The organism is Paenibacillus sp. 1001270B_150601_E10, from assembly GCF_015558675.1.
Lineage (GTDB): Bacteria > Bacillota > Bacilli > Paenibacillales > Paenibacillaceae > Paenibacillus_B.
On the sequence record NZ_JADMOL010000008.1, the window covers coordinates 80399 to 95917 of the forward strand.

Annotated in this window: 14 protein-coding genes and 1 pseudogene; 6 read left to right on the plus strand and 9 right to left on the minus strand. The window is 45.6% G+C overall.

The features are described 5' to 3' along the window. Nucleotides 1–61: 61 nt before the first annotated feature. Genes I2H74_RS17895 through I2H74_RS17905 form a run of 3 tightly spaced genes read left to right on the plus strand, consistent with a single transcriptional unit; the run spans nucleotide 62 to nucleotide 3765 of the window. Entirely contained in the window at nucleotides 62–1561 is a 1500-nt protein-coding gene (locus I2H74_RS17895) for a spore germination protein (protein ID WP_195575603.1), read from the plus strand. Next, entirely contained in the window at nucleotides 1551–2645 is a 1095-nt protein-coding gene (locus tag I2H74_RS17900; protein ID WP_195575604.1) for a Ger(x)C family spore germination protein, read from the plus strand. The genes I2H74_RS17895 and I2H74_RS17900 overlap by 11 nt, the downstream gene beginning before the upstream one ends. 4 nt (nucleotides 2646–2649) lie before the next feature. Next, nucleotides 2650–3765, plus strand: a complete 1116-nt coding sequence (locus tag I2H74_RS17905; protein ID WP_229106809.1) for a GerAB/ArcD/ProY family transporter — start codon at nucleotides 2650–2652, stop codon at nucleotides 3763–3765. A gap of 64 nt (nucleotides 3766–3829) precedes the next feature. Here the strand turns inward: I2H74_RS17905 and I2H74_RS17910 are convergent. Next, nucleotides 3830–5366, minus strand: a pseudogene (locus I2H74_RS17910) (ABC-F family ATP-binding cassette domain-containing protein). Between the two features lie 188 nt (nucleotides 5367–5554). On the opposite strand from I2H74_RS17910, the gene I2H74_RS17915 reads away from it, so the two are divergent. From I2H74_RS17915 to I2H74_RS17925, 3 genes are read left to right on the plus strand one after another with little or no spacing between them, the layout of a single operon-like run. Beyond that, on the plus strand, nucleotides 5555–6532 hold the full coding sequence (locus I2H74_RS17915; protein ID WP_195575606.1) for an ABC transporter ATP-binding protein: 978 nt from the start codon (nucleotides 5555–5557) through the stop codon (nucleotides 6530–6532). Beyond that, nucleotides 6529–7335 (plus strand): ABC transporter permease, encoded by an 807-nt coding sequence (locus tag I2H74_RS17920; RefSeq protein WP_195575607.1) that lies wholly within the window; start codon nucleotides 6529–6531, stop codon nucleotides 7333–7335. The genes I2H74_RS17915 and I2H74_RS17920 overlap by 4 nt, the downstream gene beginning before the upstream one ends. Before the next feature lie 5 nt (nucleotides 7336–7340). Beyond that, nucleotides 7341–8120, plus strand: a complete 780-nt coding sequence (locus tag I2H74_RS17925; RefSeq protein ID WP_195575608.1) for an ABC transporter permease — start codon at nucleotides 7341–7343, stop codon at nucleotides 8118–8120. Between the two features lie 65 nt (nucleotides 8121–8185). Here the strand turns inward: I2H74_RS17925 and I2H74_RS17930 are convergent, their stop codons facing one another. From I2H74_RS17930 to I2H74_RS24775, 8 genes are all read right to left on the minus strand, one after another. Beyond that, complete coding sequence (locus I2H74_RS17930; RefSeq protein ID WP_195575609.1) at nucleotides 8186–8914, minus strand: hypothetical protein; 729 nt, start codon at nucleotides 8912–8914, stop codon at nucleotides 8186–8188. Between the two features lie 82 nt (nucleotides 8915–8996). Then, nucleotides 8997–9461 (minus strand): DUF523 domain-containing protein, encoded by a 465-nt coding sequence (locus tag I2H74_RS17935; protein ID WP_195575610.1) that lies wholly within the window; start codon nucleotides 9459–9461, stop codon nucleotides 8997–8999. Beyond that, nucleotides 9458–10438 carry a phosphotransferase family protein gene (locus I2H74_RS17940; protein ID WP_195575611.1) on the minus strand — a complete coding sequence of 327 codons (981 nt, stop codon included), beginning with the start codon at nucleotides 10436–10438 and terminating at the stop codon, nucleotides 9458–9460. Before I2H74_RS17940 ends, I2H74_RS17935 begins: the two co-directional genes overlap by 4 nt. 139 nt (nucleotides 10439–10577) lie before the next feature. After that, nucleotides 10578–12179 (minus strand): acyl-CoA synthetase, encoded by a 1602-nt coding sequence (locus I2H74_RS17945; protein ID WP_195575612.1) that lies wholly within the window; start codon nucleotides 12177–12179, stop codon nucleotides 10578–10580. A gap of 157 nt (nucleotides 12180–12336) precedes the next feature. Continuing rightward, nucleotides 12337–13296 (minus strand): hypothetical protein, encoded by a 960-nt coding sequence (locus I2H74_RS17950; protein ID WP_195575613.1) that lies wholly within the window; start codon nucleotides 13294–13296, stop codon nucleotides 12337–12339. A 19-nt stretch (nucleotides 13297–13315) separates the two neighbouring features. Further along, the gene (locus I2H74_RS17955; protein ID WP_195575614.1) at nucleotides 13316–14113 is read right to left on the minus strand and encodes an ABC transporter permease; all 798 of its coding nucleotides are present in this window, start codon (nucleotides 14111–14113) and stop codon (nucleotides 13316–13318) included. Between the two features lie 7 nt (nucleotides 14114–14120). Further along, nucleotides 14121–15008, minus strand: coding sequence for an ABC transporter permease (locus I2H74_RS17960; protein WP_324254101.1), 888 nt, complete (start codon nucleotides 15006–15008; stop codon nucleotides 14121–14123). Beyond that, on the minus strand, nucleotides 14962–15519 hold a 558-nt coding region (locus I2H74_RS24775; protein WP_229106810.1), incomplete at its 5' end, for an AAA family ATPase. The genes I2H74_RS17960 and I2H74_RS24775, both read right to left, overlap by 47 nt.

The window sequence follows — 15519 nt, forward strand, 5'->3', positions numbered from 1 at the left end:
TCATTGATGAAGGATAATTGATCATTTGCAAATACATAATAAAACCATTAAAGGGGGTGAGATGGTGTCACAGCAAAAACTTGTTCCTATATCCAAACAGGTCAAAAACCTTGATGAACTCATACATTTTTTGATGGGGTCAAGTGACTATTATCATTTTTCACCGATCAACAATGAAAACTATGTTGAGATTAGCTATTACCGAACGCTTGTCAATCAAGAGAAAGTAAATCAATTCATTATTCCGGTATTTCAATATGTTGAAGACAAGATACCTGATATGAAAGAGGTTATGAACCATATCCCCTTTAATGATATTGAACTTACGACGGATCTTGAATTGATTGAGAAGAAGCTGACGGGCGGATATATTATGATTCGCCTTCGAAAGCACGTGTCGCAAGTACTGATGGTCAATGTTCGCGACAGCAAGAGCGGATACCGGCAGAGCAACGAGACAGATAACGAATTTAGTGTTATTGGCCCTAAGATCGGATTTGTGGAGAATCTAGATACGAACGTCGGTCTGATTCGCCATAAGCTGACCGACTCCAGATTAGTGTTAAAAGAAATGACGATTGGGAACATGTCCAAGACCCGTGTTGTCTTGCTGTATCTGGAGGGAGTAACGAATCCTGACTATGTCAACACTGCAATGCAGCGCTTAAATGACTTCGACATGGATGTTGTGTTTGATAGTTCGCTCGTGGATCAGATTATCTCTGACAATTCCAACTCCCCTTTCCCACAGTTCCTTTCCACGGAACGAGTGGACCGAGTAACCTTTGCCATAATCAATGGTCAAATTGCAATCATGGCTGATGGATCGCCTTATGTATTTACAGCCCCAACGACACTGACCGATTTTTTTATTTCGCCGGAAGATTACTTTATGCCATGGGTGGTTGGCTCTTTCTTCCGCCTTATCCGCTTGATTGGTGTAATCTTTACACTCTTTGCAAGTGCATTATATGTTGCACTCATGACCTATCACTTTGAGGTCATTCCTGACGGATTGATCGGACCGCTCATCAGCTCTAGAGCTTTTGTTCCGTTTACACCGCTGCTTGAGGTCATCTTTCTTGAATTGACGATTGAGGTGCTGCGAGAAGCAGGTGCCAGACTGCCAACAAAGATCGGCTCTACTCTAGGAGTTGTAGGCGGTATCGTCATTGGACAAGCCGCTGTAGAAGCGGCATTAACAAGTAATATTTTGCTCATTTTTGTTGCCTTATCAGCGCTTACGTCCTTTACGACGCCGATATTCAAGATGTCGAATACCGTACGCTTGCTTCGCTTCCCTATTATTTTTGCAGCGGCGATATGGGGAGGTTTCGGGATGGTGTTCATGTTTATTTTGCTGCTTGGCCATCTCATGAAACTGGAGTCATTAGGAAGTCCTTATCTTGCGCCATTTTATCCCGTACGAGCTAGCAATTGGACGGATACGGTCATTCGGCCATCCTACAGATTCACCTCTAAGCGCAATGGAATTCTTCGACCTCTTCAGAATACTCGTTATATTCCGAAGAGCCGGGGGGAACAAGATCATGATGATTAGCGTTCGTTTGGGCTTAAGCATAGGGATGGTCCTCGTCCTTCTTGTGACAGGCTGCACACATGAAAATATCGTGGATGAGGTTCAAATCATAAGTGTTCTCGGGTTTGATAAAACGGATAGAAACTATCACGGCATATCGATGTTCCCAGATTATAAGGAATCCGAAGAAGGTGTAAATAAACTGCTTGAAGCGGAAGGCAGAAGAGCACGAATGATCTTAGCCAAGATGAGTAATTCCTCATCTAGACCCGTGTCTATCGCAAAGATGAAGGTCATGATTATAGGTGAAGCATTGGCGAGAGAAGGTATTAATCAATTCTCAGAGACGTTGTGCATTGATCCCAAGGTAAGCAGCAACGTGTATATGGTTGTAAGTGAGGCACCACTTAAACAGATCTTTCAGTCGGTCCAACAGAAGAATCCTGCTCATCTTGATGATTTATTTAATCAGACGATGGAAAATGGAAATATCCCAAGCTCCAACATGCACCTCTACTTGAAAAGTTATTTTTCTCAAGGACAGGATATTGCCTTACCCCTTGTCAATATCGGTACTCAGAACCGTGTCACTCTCGTTGGCAACGGTATTTTTCAAAAAGATCAACTGAAGATGAAAATAGACTTCATTGAAACCTTTTTGCTTAAGCTAATGCTCGGCGAAAATATCTATGGAGTGTATCCGGCTGAGATCAGCCAAAGAGATGGCTCAACGGAGATTGTATTCCGCTGTTTTTCTGGAAAACTGAAAAGGAAATATTTTTCCAATCGTCATATACAATTCAACCTATCCATTAGAGGTTTCTTTCAAGACTATCCGGTCAATATGAACTCAGGTGACAACGACTACTTGATCAAGGAATTGGAGCAGGATTTGGAAGAAAAGCTTGGTAACCTTATCGCCAAATTCCAGCAAGCGCAGCTTGATCCCATCGGGATTGGGAAATATGTTAAGCAGCATCAGCGCAAATGGAAACAGCAAGCCTTCTACGAAACGGTATACCCTAAAATGAAAGTAGATGTCAACGTAAAGGTCAATTTGCAGGAGAGCGATCTATCAGGAAAGAACATAGAGACTGGGGAGTGACATCATGCGGTATACAATGGACAATTCCAAAACGATTTATCCTCTCCTTCTTTTTTTCCTTGTCCATAGTTCACAAACAGGCGTAGGATTACTCAACTTCAGTACGGCACTCATGCAGGGAGCAGAGCAGGATTCTTGGGTTGTCCTGCTTCTTGGCGGAGGAATATATGTGTTGGTCTTCCTCATGTGCTATTACCTGGTTAGTCAAGCCCCAAAGGGAGATATTATGTCCCTGCACCGAGAATTGTTTGGGAAGGCACTTGGCAGATTATTTAATTGCCTGCTTTATGTCTATTTCATTTTATTGGCTGTACTTGTACTTAGAACCTATGTCAATGTGCTGCTCATCTGGGTATTTCCTCATACACCGATTTGGGTGTGGTGCTTGCTCCTCGTTCTGGCAAGTACATATATGGTGGCTGGGGGCTTCCGAGTCGTGACGGGGATTAATTTTTGGGGTGTAGCTATCCCCACCTTTCTCATTTTCATTTTCTTCTACCCGTTCAAGTACAGCCATTTGGCCGAGCTTCTACCGATGTTCAATCATAGTCTTCATGACTATATCACGTCATTGAAGATTGCAATCTCACTATTTGCGGGGGTAGAGATTTTTTTAGTGTATGCCCCTTTCGTTGCACACAACAAGAAGAATAAGCGGTATGCATCCAGCGCCATTCTGTATTCCATGCTGCTGTATTTACTCATCTTCATTTTTTCTGTTGCTTACTTTGGGGTTGATTTCCTGAGAGTGATCGAGTGGCCGACACTCAAGCTGTCAAAAACGATTCAGTTTCGATTAATAGAGCGCTTCGAATATATTTATGTATTCACGTGGCTGTTTGTCATCATCGGGCCTCTCTGTTTAGAAATATGGAGCGCAGCTCGCATATTCAGACAGGAGTTTCAAACCAAGTCCAAATCCATTATCTACATTTCAGGAGCGTTAGTGTTTGCGATCTGCGTATGGATTCGTTTTCCCGCGCAGCTTAGCATGCTTCAACATTTCATGAGCCAATTTCTCATGTACTATGATTTTATTTACTTGCCCTTTCTTTTCGTGCTCTGCTGGATTCGAAAGCGATGGGTGCAGAAGCGGCCTCAGGCGAATACAACTTCTTAGCATAAAAAAGCCTGTCCGATGGCATCCCAATGGCTGCACACGGACAGGCTATCTTCATGAGTGTTTAGAATACTTTCGTTGTCCAAGATTCACAGTTCCATGTATCCGTAACGACATCACGGTAGAACTCAGGTTCATGGGAAATTAACAGAATGCTCCCTTTATAAGCCTTCAAAGCGCGCTTTAGCTCATCCTTCGCGTCGACGTCCAAGTGGTTAGTCGGCTCGTCGAGCACGAGAAGGTTTGTCTCGCGATTAATGAGTTTGCAGAGACGTACCTTTGCCTTTTCTCCCCCGCTAAGCACTTGAATCTTGCTCTCAATATGCTTCGTCGTCAGGCCGCACTTGGCAAGGGCAGCACGAACTTCAAATTGCGTATAGGACGGGAACGTCTCCCAGATCTCCTCAATACAAGTCTTATAGTTGCCTTCCTTCATTTCTTGCTCGAAATAGCCAATGTCAAGATTGTCTCCTAGCTCCACGCTGCCTTCCAAAGAAGGAATCTCCCCTAAGATGCTGCGAAGCAAGGTCGTCTTCCCGATTCCATTCGCTCCGACCAAGGCAATCTTCTGGCCGCGCTCCATGCGGAGATCCAATGGTCTCGATAACAAGGCCTGTTGTCTCGAAGACCAGCTTCGAAGAAGCACGGGATTCTTTGAAGTTGAATTGCGGCTTCGGCTTCTCCTTCGCAAGCTCGATCACTTCCATCTTGTCAAGCTTCTTCTGTCTTGACATCGCCATATTGCGAGTCGCCACACTTGCCTTATTGCGAGCAACGAAGTCCTTAAGCTCAGCAATTTCTTGCTGCTGGCGCTTATAGGCGGATTCGAGCTGCTGCTTCTTCATCTCATATACTTGCTGGAATTGATCATAGTCGCCTACGTAGCGAGTCAACTGCTGATTTTCCATATGATAAATCAAGTTAATAACGCTGTTCAAGAATGGAATATCATGCGAGATCAGGATAAAGGCATTCTCATATTCCTGCAAATAGCGCTTCAACCATTCGATATGCACTTCATCCAAGTAGTTCGTAGGCTCGTCCAAGAGCAGGATGTCAGGCTTTTCGAGAAGCAGCTTCGCAAGCAGAATCTTTGTACGCTGACCGCCGCTCAAGTCTGTTACATCTCGGTCAAGCCCAATATCCGTAATACCAAGTCCACGAGCAGTCTCCTGGATCTTCGCATCAATGAGGTAGAAATCTTGAGTCGTTAACGTATCTTGAATCGTTCCAACTTCCTCAAGCAGCTGCTCCAGCTCTTCTGGACCTACCTCACCCATCTTACCGTACATATCATTCATTTCCTGCTCTAGGTCGAAGAGATATTGGAATGCGCTGCGGAGCACGTCCTGAATCGTCTGTCCCTTCGATAGCACGGCATGCTGATCGAGATAACCGACACGCACACGCTTCGACCATTCAACCTTGCCTTCATCGGGCTGAAGCTTTCCTGTAATGATATTCATAAAGGTGGATTTGCCTTCACCGTTCGCACCGATCAGTCCGATATGCTCTCCTTTGAGCAAACGGAAGGAAACATCACTAAAAATCGCGCGGTCGCCAAATCCGTGACTTAAACGTTCAACATTTAAAATGCTCATTCATGACACCTTTTCCGTTAGAATTGTACTTGTCCTATTATAAGCGGAATACGCCCCTTAACTCAATGTATCGACTGCTTTTTGTTCAAAAAAAGAGTATTGACACTCACCACAACAAAGTGATACCATATTCTCCCTGTCTCTTTTGAGACGTCACATCATCTTTTTATATAAAGGAGGGTTATCACTTGATCGAAGTCAACGGAATAAGCAAATCGTTCCTGGTGGCAAAGCGGCCATCCGGTCTGTGGCATGCCGTAAAGTCTGTGCTGCATCGCGAGTACACCACTGTAGAGGCTATCAAGGATATTTCATTTTCCATTCAATCTGGAGAAATTGTGGGCTATATCGGGCCTAACGGTGCAGGGAAATCCACCACCATCAAGATCATGAGCGGCATTCTGGTGCCAGACCAGGGTACCTGCAGCATTATGGGTTATACACCATGGACGGATCGCACCAACTATGTCAAAAACATTGGGGTTGTATTCGGGCAACGCACACAGCTATGGTGGGATGTTCCGGTAATGGATTCATACGAGCTTCTTCGTGATATTTACAAGATTCCGGAAAAGGCTTACAAATCCACACTTGAGCTGCTGATCGAAACATTGGATCTGTCGGATATCATCCACACGCCTGTTCGCCAGCTCAGCCTGGGCCAGCGCATGCGCTGCGAGATTGGAGCGTCCCTGCTTCATAGCCCAGACGTCCTCTTCTTGGACGAGCCGACCATCGGATTAGATGCGGTCTCCAAGATTGCAGTCAGACAATTCATTCAAACCGTTAATAAAGAACGCGGTATTACTGTCATTTTAACAACCCATGATATGAACGACATTGAGGCATTGGCAGAGCGAATTCTGTTGATCGGCAAGGGAACCCTTCTATACGATGGGAATGTTCAAGGTTTGCGAGGAAGATTCGGCACGCGAAGGACCATCACAGCGGAGTATCAAGACCACCACCTTCCTCTTAATCTTCCAGATGTCACGATCCTTTCTGCTACTTCTAACCGTGCGATTCTCAGTGTAGATACCGAACTGAATAATGTCTCGGATATCATTCAACAGCTATCCAATCAGGTACAGCTTATGGATGTTACGATTCAAGCTCAGCCTATTGAAGATATTATTGTTCAAATGTACAGGGAGTATCAGCTATGAGACACTCAACCTGGGCGATACTCAGACTTCGCTTTCAAAATGGCTTGCAGTATCGGGCCGCAGCCCTTGCAGGGCTTGGAACCCAGTTGTTCTTTGGGTTTGTATTCATTATGGTCTTTGAGGCCTTTTACGCTTTTGGACCTAAAGATCCTGGGATGACTTTGGAACAGGTTATTACTTATTCTTGGCTAAAACAGGCCTTTCTCTCTCTCGTCATCTTATGGATGAGAGACAACGAGCTGTTTCAGCTCATTACTTCAGGCAATATCGCTTATGAACTTTGCCGACCTTGCCGCATCTATGATTTTTGGTATGCAAAGCTGCTTGGACAGCGATTATCAAGTGCCGTTCTACGATGCTTGCCCATTTTGATTATCGTGATCTTTCTGCCGGCACCATATGGACTTACGGCTCCACCAGATGCAGCATCATTTGTGCTGTTCATCATCGCCTTATTGGTTGGAACTCTCATGGTTGTCGCGATATCGATGCTGATATATATATCTGTCTTTGTGACGATGAATCCATCGGGCTCCATTCTGCTTTTTGCCGTCTTTTCCGAGTTTTTTGCAGGGTTCCTTATTCCCGTTCCGCTAATGCCGGATTGGATGCAGCGGATTGTGTATGTGCTGCCGTTTCATTACACCGTCGACTTTCCGTTCCGCATCTTTACAGGGCATATCTCGAAGCTTGAGGCTATTCAAGGAATCGGCATGCAGATCTTATGGCTAGTAGCATTGGTGGTCGTGGGTTCTTGGCTGATGAACCGAACAATGCGCCGAATTGTCGTACAAGGAGGATAAGGACGATGGCTTTATATTTTCGCTATATGATCATCCTGCTGAAGTCGCAGCTGCAGTACCGTGCTTCGTTTATTATGCTTACGATTGGCCAATGCTTCACGCCATTAACATCGTTAGCAGCCATGTATTTTCTATTCGAACGATTTGGGCAAATAAAAGGATGGACCTATCATGAGGTTGCGCTATGCTTTGCTGTAACCTATATTGCTTTTTCGATTACGGAGTGCTTTGCACGAGGATTTGACACTTTTTCAAGCCTTGTTCGCGACGGCGAGTTCGACCGGCTGCTTCTTCGTCCCCGCAGCACCGTGCTTCAGGTGCTTGGTTCAAAGTTTGAATTTTCGCGTATCGGAAGATTGGGATTCAGCATTGGATTGCTGATATGGGCTATGCTTCAGATGCCGACACCCTGGACAACCATGAAGCTCGCCACGCTTATTCTGATGATAGCGGGTGGCATCATTATCTACCTAAGCATCTTCATCATGGCTGCCACCTTAAGCTTCTGGACGATTCAAGGTATTGAGATTGTCAATGTACTAACCGACGGCGGCCGGGAGATGACACAATATCCATTAAGTATTTATCATAAAAATATACGGCGCTTTTTTACCTTTATTATTCCTTTTGCTTGCGTCAACTATTTGCCGCTCATGGTGCTTGTGGATCATAAAGAAGCACAGCCATTCTATTCGCTGCTGCCGCTCGTCAGCGTGCTTCTATTGATCCCAAGCATCTGGTTATGGAGATTCGGGGTTCGTCATTACCGATCAACAGGATCGTAGCTTAATGTCAAAAAGGGCTAGCTTAGCTAGCCCCTTTTACATTTTAATAAGGAAGCTTTCAACGTTTACAACGATTGAAAGAAGATCCACACACCTAATCCCATTATGAGCAGACCACCCCCCATGCTGGAATAATGGTACAGCTCGCTTGGCTCCCCATTATCAATCCACAACCCGTAGGATATCTTGAACAGCAGCTCACGAAAAGCCTCGAAACGAAAGATAGCATATCCCCAAGCGAAAGCAGCGATAGCTAGCACTAAGAAGGGTACAGTACCGTTGCGGTCATGATATTGTTCAAATGCGGCCCTAACGAACTCTATTGGGTGGTAATACTCTTCCCCTGGTTGAAGAAGACGTTCAGAACCGCTATAAACCACCATATGGGAATACCATTGCTCCTTCTCGTCATATGCTATAAGATTGCCAGAAAGATTCTCTACTCGATAGACTTTGCCGTTTGGATAGGTGACCTCATACTGGATTTCAGATTCATAATCGTCTGCTGCTGAAGCTTTAGAAACAGACTGCCGCTGCTGGACAAGATAGTCTTCTCCGCCCAGTATGACCTTCTTCCCCTCCGTACCGTTCTCCACGGTAAGCACCTTATGCCCGTACCAGGCAGACGACGCATAGGTGATCACATTTGAAGCTTCCGACTGCTTGCTGTATTTCACATTGTCGATAAAAAAGATCTTCTTTCCATAATAAGACGGTGCCCATACAATGAGAAGCACGACAACTGACGCCAAACCGAGATAACCCATCCATTGCTTCACGGAGAGCTTCTTCATCGAACTCCTCCCATAATGATCGTTCAGATCTTATCTCCCGGTGCACATCTATGGTGAATCGATCCTATTAAATCTACATACGTTAGAACTCCTCAAGGCGCTTCATAAAATCTTCCTCGGAGATCACTTCATAGCCACTGCGCTTAAGCAAGGCAGCCGTGACTCCATTGCCAGCCATACGCACGCCACTGAACTCGCCATTATATATCATGCTGCTGCCGCAAGACGGGCTGTTCTCTTTCAGTACGACGAGAGTGGCATCTAATTCATGTATGATATCAAGCGTCTTCTTCGCCCCTTCGACGTAAGCATCCGTTACATCCTTACCGCCTCGGTCCATGATTCTTGCTTTGCCATCGAGCACATCAAAGCCGTCCCCGTTTATAATTTCGGCAGGTTCACGAGGTGTTGGCAACCCGCCAAGCAGCTCGGGACATACCGCAACCGCTTTTTTCTCATCTACAAGCTGCTTTAATTTTTCATTTAAGCGATGTGTAGCATTATATCGAACTTCCAGTCCTGCCAAGCATGAGCTTACGACAATCATTCCATTGCTCCTCTCAACGATTCAAGCACATGAAGCGTATATGTGTGACTTTGCTTATAGGATGCCTGATCATCATACTCAACTGCAAAGACATAAGTATTCATCATACAGAGCAGCAACTGGTAGCTCTGTCTCCTTTTTATTGCCTCATTTGAGGATTCAAGCTTCTTCCCATAGCCTCTTATCAGCGATGCTTCCTCGCCCCACAGCACGTATTCATATTCGGGATCAGCAAACATCGCGCGGTCGACATCGATGAGAGCGGTAATTTGCCATTCCCCATTGATCTTTGCAACCACCACATTGGGATCCCATAGATCATTATGTACCAAGCACGGTGTTTTGACTTCTTTGTATAACGGAATCAAAGATTCGTATACCGACTCCATTTGATTCAAATGCTGTTCCTCTAACAATTGATATTGGCGCAGCCGATCAAGCATCTCATCTACAAATGCTTTCATAACATCTGCCCAGCTTCGTGAACCGCGAACTTGACCTAAGCTTGTCGGCCAGCCAAATTGCTCATGGTGGATTCCATGCATCAAAGCCACAAATCCGCCAAGCTGTTCCAACAGCCCCGCCCTAGCCTCCTTCGGTACAGAAGGATCATTTAGCGGAATCCCCTCTACTCGTTCCATAAGGATATAGGTCCTCGATAAGACCTCTTTAGAGTCATCCATTCGGATGACTCGCGGAACCGGAATTCCACGATCAGCAAGCAGGCTATAAATAAATGGCTCGGCGGTCATCATTGTTTTCTCAAAGTCCATTAGCAGTTCGGTGTTGATCGGCCCGACACGCAGCACATACTGAGGCTCAAAGTCATCTCTCTTCAATAGATACGTTGTATTGAACAGCCCTCCACGAAGCAAAGTATAGGTCCAGCTCTCTGCTTGAGGCAGATCGGCTGCACGAATGACCGCTTCTAATTCGGTGGAATCCAACTCTTTGTATATTCTAGATGTGTAATTCATCTGCTGTCTCCTTCATATGCCATATTGGACCTATTTTACCACGAGTGAAATAGGCATCCTATGAAAAATCCCCACTCCATAATGAGTGAGGATTCCATTCTTAGATATTGTTGATTAGATATTGAAACCATGAATGACTTCATGCTTCTTTTGCGGCAGATTCTGCCCGACGCTTCTCCTGCTCCCGAAGCTCAATTCTCCGAATCTTGCCTGAGCTTGTCTTGGGAAGGTCCTCGATGAATTCAATCCGACGAGGATATTTGTACGGGGCTGTACAGTGTTTTACATGATCCTGAAGCTCTCTGACCAGCTCATCAGAAGCTTGTACGCCATCTTTTAATACAATGAAGGCTTTTACGACATGGCCTCGCGTCTCATCTGGGCTGGCAACTGCTGCACATTCCTTGACAGCCTCATGTTTCATCAAAGCCTCTTCCACTTCAAAAGGCCCAATCGTATAGCCTGAGCTGATAATGATGTCATCGCCTCGGCCTTCAAACCAGAAGTAGCCCTCTTCATCCTTATACGCGCGATCACCAGTAATAAAGTATTCACCGTGAATAGCGGCAGCTTTGCGTTCAGGCGCCTTGTAATAGGATTCGAAGAGTGCTGGCATTGAGATGTGAACCGCAATATCTCCAACTTCGCCGGGTGCAGCAACCTTTCCTTTCTCATTCACAACTTCGACCAAACCTGGAGAAATCGCCTTGCCCATCGATCCTATCTTCAGCTTCGTATCCGTAAGATTGCCGATCAGCAAAGTGCTCTCCGTTTGTCCATAGCCGTCTCGAATGGCGATGCCGAAGTACTTATGAAAGGTTTGAATCACTTCTTGATTGAGCGGCTCCCCAGCTGAAACGGCCGTTCGCAGTGAGGAAAGATCATAATGCTCGATCCCGGATGTTTTTGCCATCAAGCGGTATTCCGTTGGTGTACAACACATAACCTGTATACGATACTTCTGAATAAGCTCCAAATAACGCTTCGGCTTAAAAGTCCCATCATATACAAATCCAGTCGCCCCTCTTCCAAGCACAGACAAGAACGGACTCCATATCCACTTCTGCCATCCTGGAGCTGCCGTCGCCCATACGAAATCGGATTCCTTAATATCAAGCCACGATGAAGTAATGCGCAGATGGGCATATCCCCATCCATGACGATGAATAACACCCTTTGGATTGCCTGTCGTGCCAGACGTGTAGGCAAGGATGGCCATATCGTCACGGTGTGTTGGAAGAGGCACCGTTGACAGTTCTTGCTGTTCATCCATAAGCTTCACAAGATTGAGCCAAGAATCTTGATGCCCGTTATTGTCCAAGGTTAAGCGGTATTGAAGCGAAGGAAGCTCTTCCTCAATCTGCTCCACCTCTTCTATTCCTTCTGGCCATGCGATGACTGCCTTTGCCTCAGCATGTCGAATGCGATAGGACAAGTCCTTTGCTCGAAGCATTTGAGAGGAAGGTATAACGGCAAGCCCAAGCTTCATACATGCCAGGTAGATAACATATGAAATAATCCTCCGCGGGATCATCACCAATACGCGATCCCCTTTTACGAGGCCTAATTGATTGAGCAAAGCAGCAAGCTTATTCATTTGCTTCGTCAGCTCGCCATAGGTGATCTGCTCTTCATGACCAGACTCGTCCAGATATACTAGAGCGAGCTTCTCAGGATCATGACGTTCAATCTCCATCGTAAGATTATAATTCTCAGGTGCAATCCAATCTCGATAATCCATCTTATCCGTCTCCTTAACATCCAACATCGATCCAAATGATCTCAATCTATGATGAAGTACTAATACTAGGTTCTAAGCAATAATTATAGCACACGAAGAAAAGGTTGTACGTGCACTTTCATCTAGAAATGAGTTCTTCATTGGGATTTGTTAGAGGCTAAATGACATGACTCGATCTGAGAGACAAGCTCCAGTCCTGCTCTAATTGTTTAAGCTCCTGGCAGATTCGGATTACGACTTCTTGATTGATTTTTCCGTTATAGATCGCCATCAGAAATGTTTGCTTTAAGGCTCTTGCCTTCTGAGCAGTCTGCTGCAGCAAGGTTATGGTACTCGCCTCTCCATCGTTGCGCTCCAAATAGCAGGAATACAAATAACGCGAGCCTCCAAGAAATTTAAAGGCATGTGCGCAGCATTCGTAAAGATCGATCGACTTCTCAAAAGGCGAATCTTTCGTTCCATTCACAAACCCGATGATTGAGTCGTACAACAAAAATTCATCTCGATAGCTATTCATCCATGTCTCATGTCTTTCCTTGATGATCGTGCGTTGATTCGTAGGAATGATGCCATCTGTACGGTAAACAGTCAACGCTGCTTGCTCTTGATTGAATGCTGTCGGGAGACTGCATAATGGAATGATCTCCTCTTCCGATAACCATCCTTCAAATTCCGGGTACGTATCTTTCACCCGATAGGCAGATACTCCCTGTTCTTCCGACCAGCCTTTGATCCAAAAAGAGTGGAGAGCTTGAAGATCTGCAAAGTGAGTTGGCTTCACATAAGGTACTTGGCCACAAACGACCCATAGAAAGACCGAGGACTGATCTTTCGATGTCTCCTTCAGCTCGTGCTCAATGCCGAAATAATCGTCATAGCGCTTCTCACTATAAGGAACCTTAATCAAATCAAGTTCGGATACCTTAAAGCAAGGCGAATCAAACATCCACGTTTTGAGCTTCTTTACGAACAAATGGTCATAGATGACGTCTGAGCTGACGCAGACGTTGTAATACAGCAGCTCTGCTGGAATTCCCCACTGCTGAAGCGCAAGCGCCACTTGAATCTGCCTGCAGTCCAGCACGCTTAGCGCATAGTCCAACTTCTCTTTAAACATCTGCTATCCACGCTCCTTATTAGCTTCCCGCACTGCTGTATTTGCGTATCGCAACGGACCAGCATTTTCGAACCACAACGAATAATAAGATTGGCACGATGATCGCCCAAAGGATATCCCACCAGCTCAGCATGTTCATCACGAACTTGGGCCCATAATTGCTGATTAAAAAGACCGGAATAAGATAGATTCCAATTCGCTGCAGCCACTTAGGAAAAATATCCAAGGGCATGTTGTTTGCGTCCCATATCGAATGCGCCATCTCTGTAACCGCCCCTGTCTGGACATATCGAAAGGAAAGCAAGGCCGGAAGCAGCATGATGCAGTAGGTGATCACCAATGCAATACCAATAAAGAAAAGATAACCGAGAAGATTGAGATTCAGAGGAAGATCTGCACGATACCAGCCCACACCTACCATGATGGCTCCAGCCAGCACATTGGGAATCGGAAGGCCAATATCGATATAACGAGCCGATACCAGAAATTGCAGAGATACAGGCTTGGTAATCAGCAGGTCCAACGTTCCACTTTGCACGTATTGCGAGATTCGTGCAAAGTTTACATAGAACAATCCCATATATAACCCTGTCATCATCGTATAAGTCCCGATAAACAGCAGAATATGATCCGGTGTCAGCTCACCAATATGAAGATTCGTTTGATAGACGATGAGAATATACAGCGCCTTAGCGCATAAGAAAGCAATCTCAACCCCTATTCCCATCCAAAAATTGAAACGATACTCCATGCTAGCTGCTACACAGTTTTTGACGAATACTCCATACAATCGCAAATAATAGGATAGGCTTCGCATCTGCTTCTCACCCGCCTATTCCGACATAGCGCTTCAAGCCCATCTTCCAGGAGATTCGAGCCATCAACGCCAGAATCACAAACCAAACGCATTGGATGAGAATTCCTGAGAAAGCTTCATCCATGCTTAGCCGACCATTCAGTATGTTTACAGGAAAATAAATCGTGTACTTGAATGGCAGCAGATTGAACCAATGATTCACCGTTTCGCCGAACACCTCAAGCGGAACCATTCCCCCGCTTAGAATTTGAATGATCAGCGTGGTAATCACAAAGAAATAGGAGATCTCCTGCAGCGTAAAAGCCAATGCGCATATCGTGTATGTGAGGAGAAACTGGACGGCGGCGGCAAGCACTAATGACAGGACGACCACGCCAAGACGAGCCGAGGTGACTATCCCAACGCCTTGAAGCATTGCAATAACGAGAACGGCTGTCATAAGCACGATCATGATCGTGTCTGTTACGACTCGACTGCCTATATAAGCACTTAGACGATACCCGAAGTAGCTCACAGGCCGAACAAGGTACGTGTTCAACCCTCCGCTCTTAATATCCTCAGCAATTGTGTGCTCTAGATGCGTCATCACAAGCTTGGCTACAATGCCCGCAAGGATGGTGTAGAGAATCATTTGCTCATAGTCATAGCCGTAGAGAGAATCATGAGATTGCGATCGATAGACAGCCGTCCAGATCAGACACTGCAGACCAACTGGAAAGACGAGATTGATGAGTCCGATGAAAAATTGAAGGCGGTATTCCATTGAAGATTGCAGGCCAAGCGCGAAAGCAGTAGCATACTTATTCCCGTGAAAGAAGCTGCGGTTATGCATCCTTGAAGCAGAAGTGCTATCGGATGGATTGGAGCTCTTTGGCTCGCGATGACTCTTCTTCACCGTTGTTTAAGCTCCTTTCATCCGCATGGGAAGCATAGATGCGCTCAATGCTTTCCTCAATCGGCTCCTCTTCTATGTTCCAATCCTCGACCTGTGGATGATCGATGAGAAGCCTCGATAATGGCTTGATCTCTGAGGATTCCGTGTGAAGAACCACGGAATCCTCGCTCCAGGCATGAACCTCCGCCACATGAGTGATTAGGCGCTGGACTTCATCCTGCGACATCGGTTCAAAGAACCTGACTTTAACCCGTTTGTAATCGCCGAATGCCCGCTTCATCTCCTCAAGCTTTCCATTGTAGGCGATCTTTCCGCCATTGATGACAATGGCTCTGCTGCATACATCTTGAATGTCCTTCATATAGTGGCTCGTTAATATAATCGTGGCTCGCTTCTCCTCATTGTACATTTGGAGAAATTGGCGAACCTTTTTCTGAGACGCATAATCAAGCCCTAGAGTAGGCTCATCCAAAAACAGCAGCTTCGGCTGGTGAATCAGCGCTGCAATAAT

Coding starts and splice junctions, on each gene's coding strand:
- I2H74_RS17895 (WP_195575603.1), top strand. CDS start 62: ATGGTGTCACAGCAAAAACTTGTTCCTATATCCAAACAGGTCAAAAAC.
- I2H74_RS17900 (WP_195575604.1), top strand. CDS start 1,551: ATGATGATTAGCGTTCGTTTGGGCTTAAGCATAGGGATGGTCCTCGTC.
- I2H74_RS17905 (WP_229106809.1), top strand. CDS start 2,650: ATGCGGTATACAATGGACAATTCCAAAACGATTTATCCTCTCCTTCTT.
- I2H74_RS17920 (WP_195575607.1), top strand. CDS start 6,529: ATGAGACACTCAACCTGGGCGATACTCAGACTTCGCTTTCAAAATGGC.
- I2H74_RS17925 (WP_195575608.1), top strand. CDS start 7,341: ATGGCTTTATATTTTCGCTATATGATCATCCTGCTGAAGTCGCAGCTG.
- I2H74_RS17930 (WP_195575609.1), bottom strand. CDS start 8,914: ATGAAGAAGCTCTCCGTGAAGCAATGGATGGGTTATCTCGGTTTGGCG.
- I2H74_RS17935 (WP_195575610.1), bottom strand. CDS start 9,461: ATGATTGTCGTAAGCTCATGCTTGGCAGGACTGGAAGTTCGATATAAT.
- I2H74_RS17940 (WP_195575611.1), bottom strand. CDS start 10,438: ATGAATTACACATCTAGAATATACAAAGAGTTGGATTCCACCGAATTA.
- I2H74_RS17945 (WP_195575612.1), bottom strand. CDS start 12,179: ATGGATTATCGAGATTGGATTGCACCTGAGAATTATAATCTTACGATG.
- I2H74_RS17950 (WP_195575613.1), bottom strand. CDS start 13,296: ATGTTTAAAGAGAAGTTGGACTATGCGCTAAGCGTGCTGGACTGCAGG.
- I2H74_RS17955 (WP_195575614.1), bottom strand. CDS start 14,113: ATGCGAAGCCTATCCTATTATTTGCGATTGTATGGAGTATTCGTCAAA.